The sequence below is a fragment of the Nonomuraea sp. NPDC050691 genome, from assembly GCF_040654455.1.
In the GTDB taxonomy this organism is placed as follows: Bacteria; Actinomycetota; Actinomycetes; order Streptosporangiales; family Streptosporangiaceae; genus Nonomuraea.
On the sequence record NZ_JBFAIA010000288.1, the window covers coordinates 1 to 6212 of the forward strand.

The window sequence follows — 6212 nt, forward strand, 5'->3', positions numbered from 1 at the left end:
GGGTGGCCACCGAAGACGTGGAGATCGGCGGGGCGAGCATCAAGGCCGGCGAGGGCGTCATCGTCTCGATGCTGTCGGCCAACTGGGACCCGGCGACCGCCACGCCGGCGCAGCCGCCGCCCCTCGTCACCCGCGCGGAGGCGGGCCAGGTGTTCTCCGTCCTGACGGCCACCGACGACGTGCTGCGGGCCGCGGCGCCCCTGCTGCGCGACGGCACGCTGCGCGACGCGCTCGGCAACACGCGCGACGCCGAGGCACAGCTCACCACGGCCGCCTTCCAGTCCACGGACTTTCATCCCCCCCGCTACGAGTGGGGCTCGCCCGTCCTGTACGTGCCCCGCTTCCCCGCCGGCGACCGGTCGTCCCCACCGTGGTTCACCGCCCTGGTGACCCGCGACGGTCATCCGACGCTGCTGACCTTCGTCAAGGGCGCCGGGTGGCAGATCGGCGCGGTGACCCGGCTGCTCGACGGGCAGGATCCGCCGCCGGTCCAGCTCGACGCCGAGGGCTACGCGACGGCGCTGGCCCCCGACGACAAGAGCGTGACCATCAGCCCGCAGTACATGGGGCCGCTGCACGCGACGGTGGCCGAGGCGGGCGCCACCGGGCCGACGGCCGGCCTGATCGCGCCCGGCCGCTACACCACCGCCTTCGCCGACGAGATCAGCGAGGAGCGCAGGCAGGCCAAGGTGACGTTCGGGCTCAGCTACGACTCGATCTTCAGCGGCAACGACTACCCGGTCTACGCGCTGCGGACCCGCGACGGCGGCGCGCTGATCCAGTACTCCCTGTCGCGCAACACGACCACGACGACGCGCACGGCCGAGAAGGAGTTCATCCCGGTGCCCGAGAACGCCCAGTGGGCGATCAGCGGCGAGGAGAAGGACAAGGTCCGGCGCACGCTGAAGCTCACCGAGACCCATCAGTACGCCGCGGTCGTGCCGCCGGCGTCGGCCCCGGCCGCGGCCCGGGTCATCGCCCACGAGGGCGGGCTCACCCGAGCCTCGGGCGAGTAGTCCCCGAGCCGCGCGGCGCCTCGGGCGGGCGGCCCGCCCGAGGCATTCCATGGTGCGGCGGTCTCACTCCTCCACGTGCGGCAGGTTGCTGGTCGCGACGAGCGTGCGGACGGCGCGCAGCGCGACCGACAGCGTGGCGAGGTCGAAGTTGTCGCTCTCCCAGATCTCCGACAGCGTCTGCCGGGCCCGGCCCACGGCGGCCGAGTTGGCCTCCGTCCACAGGGCGAGCCGCTCCTCCGGCGACAGGCCCGGCGTGCTGTGCGTCAGGACGTCGCGGGTGAGCGAGGCGTGCGCGGCGTAGAGGTCGTCGCGCAGCGCCGAGCGGGCCATCGAGTTCCACCGGTTGTCACGCGGCAGGGAGATGACACGCTCCCTGAGGCGGGCGAGCTGGAGCCGGTCGGCCAGGTCGAAGTACACCTCGGCCACCTCGTTGACCGGCCGCCCCGTGACCGAGGAGATCTCCACCAGGTCGAACGTCGAGTAGGCCGGCACCATCGCCGCCACCCGCTCGGCCAGGTCCACGGGCACGCCCCGCGCCACGAAGGCGTCGCGGCGCTCCTCGAAGGCGGCCAGGTCAGGGCCGGTGAGGAGCTTGGGGATGTGCGCGAGCAGGCCGTTGACGCCCTTGACGAAGAACCCGGCCGCGCCCGCGAGGTCCAGCGGCGGACGGCGGTTGGTGAGCAGCCACCGGGTGCCCCGCTCGGCCAGCTTGCGCGCCTCCAGCAGCATGGCGATCTGGGTGCTCGTGTCCACGACGTTGTCCAGCGCCTCCACCTGGCGGTAGAAGCTGGTCAGGTCGAAGACCTCGCGGGCGACGAGGTAGGCGCGCACGATGTCGGGCGTCGAGGCGCCGGTCTCCTCCGCGAAGCGGAACATGAACGTGGTGCCCATGGAGTTGACCAGCTCGTTCACCACGCCGGTGGTGATGATCTCCCTGCGCAGCGGGTGGGCGTCCATGTACTCGCGGAACCGCTCGCGCAGCGCCGAGGGGAAGTACGACACCAGCCACGAGGCGAGGTACGGGTCGTCGGGCAGGTCGGAGGCGAGCAGCTCGGCGTCCACCACCAGCTTGGTGTAGGCGAGCAGCACCGAGAACTCCGGCGCGGTGAGCCCGAGCCGCGCCTGGCGGCGCTCGGCCAGCGTCTTGTCCGACGGCAGGAACTCCAGCTCGCGGTTGACCAGCCCGTCGCGTTCGAGCCGGCGCAGGTAGCGGGCGTGGATGTGGAGCATCTCCACGGCCTGGGAGCGGGCGGCGGCGAGCACCACGTTCTGCGCGTAGTTGTCGCGCAGGACGAGGTCGGCGACCTCGTCGGTCATCGAGGTGAAGACCTCGTTGCGCTGCGTGTCGGTGAGCTTGCCGTCGCGGACGACCTGGTCGAGCAGGATCTTGATGTTCACCTCGTGGTCGGAGGTGTCGACGCCCGCGGAGTTGTCGATGAAGTCGGTGTTGACCAGGCCGCCGTTGAGCGCGAACTCGATGCGGGCGAGCTGGGTGAAGCCGAGGTTGCCGCCCTCGCCGATGACCTTGCAGCGCAGCTCGGTGGCGTCGACGCGCAGCGGGTCGTTGGCCTTGTCGCCGACGTCGGCGTGGGACTCGACGCTCGCCTTGACGTACGTGCCGATGCCGCCGTTCCACAGCAGGTCGACCGGCGCCTTCAGGATGGCGCTGATCAGGTCGTTGGGCGCCATGGAGTTGACGCCGGACGGCAGGTCGAGCGCCTCGCGCATCTGCGGGGTGATGGGGATGGACTTGGCGGTGCGCGGGAAGACGCCGCCGCCCGCCGAGATCAGCTCGGCCGAGTAGTCGGCCCACGAGCTGCGGGGCAGCTCGAACAGGCGCTGCCGCTCGGCGAACGAGGTGGCCGCGTCCGGGCTGGGGTCGATGAAGATGTGCCGGTGGTCGAAGGCGGCGACGAGGCGGATGTGCCGCGACAGCAGCATGCCGTTGCCGAACACGTCGCCGGACATGTCGCCGACGCCGGCCACCGTGAAGTCGGTGGTCTGGACGTCGACGCCGGTGGTGCGGAAGTGGTACTTGACCGACTCCCAGGCGCCGCGGGCGGTGATGCCCATGGCCTTGTGGTCGTAGCCGATGGAGCCGCCGGAGGCGAAGGCGTCGCCGAGCCAGAAGCCGTACTCCTTGGCCACGCCGTTGGCGATGTCGGAGAACGTCGCGGTGCCCTTGTCGGCGGCCACGACGAGATAGGGGTCGTCGCCGTCGTGCCGGACGACGTCGGCCGGCGGCACGACCTTGCCGTCGACGAGGTTGTCGGTGACGTCGAGCAGGCCGGAGATGAACGTCCGGTAGCAGGCCACGCCCTCGGCCAGCATCTCCTCGCGGGCGCCGGACGCCGGGGGCCGCTTGACGACGAAGCCGCCCTTGGACCCGGTCGGCACGATGACGGTGTTCTTCACCATCTGCGCCTTGACCAGGCCGAGGATCTCGGTGCGGAAGTCCTCCATGCGGTCGGACCACCGCAGGCCGCCCCGGGCCACCTTGCCGAAGCGCAGGTGGACGCCCTCGACCCGCGGCGAGTACACGAAGATCTCGTACTTGGGCCGCGGCAGCGGCAGCACGCTGATCGCCTGCGAGTCGAGCTTCAGGGAGATGTAGTCCTTGCGGTGCCCGTCGACGCTCTGGAAGTAGTTGGTGCGCAGCGTCGCCTGGATCATCTCCAGGTACGCCCGCAGGATCCGGTCCTCGTCGAGCGAGGCGACCTCGTCGAGCGAGGCGAGGACCTCCTCCCGCAGGGCGTCGGCCAGGTCGTCGCGCGCGTCCTGCGGGCGCCGCGGGTCGAGCCGGGCCTCGAACAGGCTCACCAGCAGCCGCGACAGCCGGACGTTGCCGATCAGCACCCGCTCCATGTAGCGCTCGGAGAAGGCGCTGCCGGCCTGGCGCAGGTACTTGGCGTAGACCCGCAGGATCTCGACCTGTTCCCAGGTCAGTCCGGCGCGCAGGATCAGCGCGTTGAAGTTGTCGGCCTGGATGCGGCCCCGCCACAGCGCGAGGAGGCCGTCCTCGAACAGCCGCTTGACGTCGTCGCCCGTGGCCGCCTCGGAGGCGGTGAAGCGCAGGCCGAAGTCGTAGATCCAGCAGGTGCGCGTGTCGTCGCCCGTGGCGGGGGCGGCGGCGGAGTCGGGGGCGGCCGTCCGGTAGGTGTCGATCTCGTACGGGCGCTCGTCCACGACCTCGACGCCGAGCCGCTGGATGAGCGGCAGCGCCTTGGACAGCGAGATGGGCTCGCCGACCTTGTAGATCTTCAGCCGGCGCTCGCCCTCCTCGGCGTCGTCCGGCACGTACAGGTCGATGTCGACGGCGTTGCCGTCGCCTCCGGCGGACAGCCGCTCCAGCCGGCGCACGTCGGCGACGGCCGTCTCGGGCGTGAAGTCGGCCTTGTAGCCCTCGGGGAACGCCTGCTGGTAGCGCCGGACCAGCCGGGGCGCCTCCTCGTCGGAGACGGTGCCGGTGAGCGCCACGGCCAGGTCGTCGGCCCAGGAGCGGGTGATCGCGGCCAGCCGCGCCTCCAGCTGCTCGACGTCCACCTCCGGCTGCGGGAGCTGCTTGCCGCGCTCGCCGCGGATGACCAGGTGCAGGCGGGCGAGCGCCGACTCGCCGATCATCGCGCTGTAGTCGATCGACCTGCCGCCGAGCGCCTTCAGCAGCACCTCCTGCATCTTGAGCCGCACCTGGGTGGTGTAGCGGTCGCGCGGCAGGTAGATGAGACAGGAGATGGAGCGGCCGTAGTCGTCGGGGCGCAGGAACAGCTTGACCTGCTTGCGCTCGCGCAGCCGCAGCACGCCGAGGGCGATCGGCAGGAGCTGCTCGACCGAGGTCTGGAACAGCTCGTCGCGGGGGAAGGTCTCGAGGATCTCGATGAGGTCCTTGCCGTCGTGGCTGTCGGCGGTGAACCCGGCCATCTCCAGCAGTGCGGCCAGCTTGCGGCGCAGCACGGGGATCCGGGAGATCGACTCGTTGTAGGCCACGTGGGTGAACAGGCCGAGGAAGCGGCGCTCGCCGACGACCTCACCCTGGGGGGAGAACAGCTTCACCCCGATGTAGTCGAGGTAGGCGGCCCGGTGGACGGTGGCCCGGGAGTTGGCCTTGGTGATGATGAGCTGCCGCTTCTCGCGCGCCTTGGCGCGCACCTCGGGCGGCAGCACGGAGAAGCTCTCCGAGCCGATCTTGTCGTCGCGCAGGATGCCGAACGCGGTGCCGGGCAGCGCGCGCAGCGCGTCGCCCTCGTCGGTGCTCTCCAGGCGGTACTCGCGGTAGCCGAGGAAGGTGAAGTGCCCGTCGGCGAGCCAGCGCAGCAGGTCGAGGCTGTCCTCGACCTCGGCGGGCTCCAGCGGCGGCGGGTTCATCGACAGGTCCTCGGCGGTCTGCTCGGCCAGCGCCCGCATCCTGGAGAAGTCCTCGACCGCGTGCCGGACGTCGGTCAGCACCCGCTGGAGGTCGTCCTCCAGCCGCTTGAGCGCCTCCGGGTCGGACTGCCGGTCGATCTCGATGTGCATCCAGGACTCGACCATGAGCTGGCCGGTGACGTCCTCCTGGCCACGGCCGAGCATGCGGCCCGTCATGTCGCGGCGCACCCGCATCTGGGGGTGGACGAGCAGGCGGATGCCGATGTCGTGCCGGTCGAGCTCCATCGTGACCGAGTCGACCAGGAACGGCATGTCGTCGGTGACCACCTCCACGACCGAGGCGCCGGGGTCCCAGCCGTGCTCGGCCACCGTGGGGGTGTGGACCCGGACCGTCGCGCGGCCCTGCGGCCGCACGGCGGCCAGCCGTCGCTGGGACATCGCGGGGCCGTACACCTCGACGGGACCGCGGTCGAGCAGGTCCTCCGGCGCCACGTGCCGGTAGTAGACCCGCAGCAGGCCCAGTGCCTCCTCGGGACTGGTGTCGTCGCTCACGGCCGCGTATCTCTGCGCGGCTCGCTGGAGCAACTCGTCCTTGGCCTCGTCGAGCTTGGCCTCGTCGAGCGGCATGTCGCTCTCACTCCTTTGTGAGGGTTTGCCATACATGTTCATAGCCAGGCCTCTGGTTCCCCGAAGGGCGGGAAATAGTGCGCGCGCGTCATCGCCCGCGCACGGGAGGGGCCCGCCGGTCCGCCCGTGCCCGGCGCGGCGCCGGTCGGACGCCTGGCCGCGCCTCGTGGGCGCGCGGGCACGCCGGACGAATCCGGCGCCGCCGGC

General features: G+C 71.4%; 2 protein-coding genes. One reads left to right on the top strand and one right to left on the bottom strand.

Annotated features, from left to right (window positions below; translation table 11 throughout):
* Nucleotides 1-1016 (top strand): hypothetical protein (locus AB0H81_RS43345; RefSeq protein ID WP_358387909.1); only part of this gene is annotated, 1016 nt, incomplete at its 5' end.
* A 63-nt stretch (nucleotides 1017-1079) separates the two neighbouring features.
* Here AB0H81_RS43345 and AB0H81_RS43350 read toward each other — a convergent pair.
* Nucleotides 1080-6005, bottom strand: a complete 4926-nt coding sequence (locus tag AB0H81_RS43350) for an NAD-glutamate dehydrogenase (protein ID WP_358387912.1) — start codon at nucleotides 6003-6005, stop codon at nucleotides 1080-1082.
* Between the last annotated feature and the right edge of the window lie 207 nt (nucleotides 6006-6212).

Excerpts from the sequence above, each read along its gene's own strand:
- AB0H81_RS43350 (WP_358387912.1), bottom strand. The coding sequence starts at position 6,005 with ATGCCGCTCGACGAGGCCAAGCTCGACGAGGCCAAGGACGAGTTGCTC.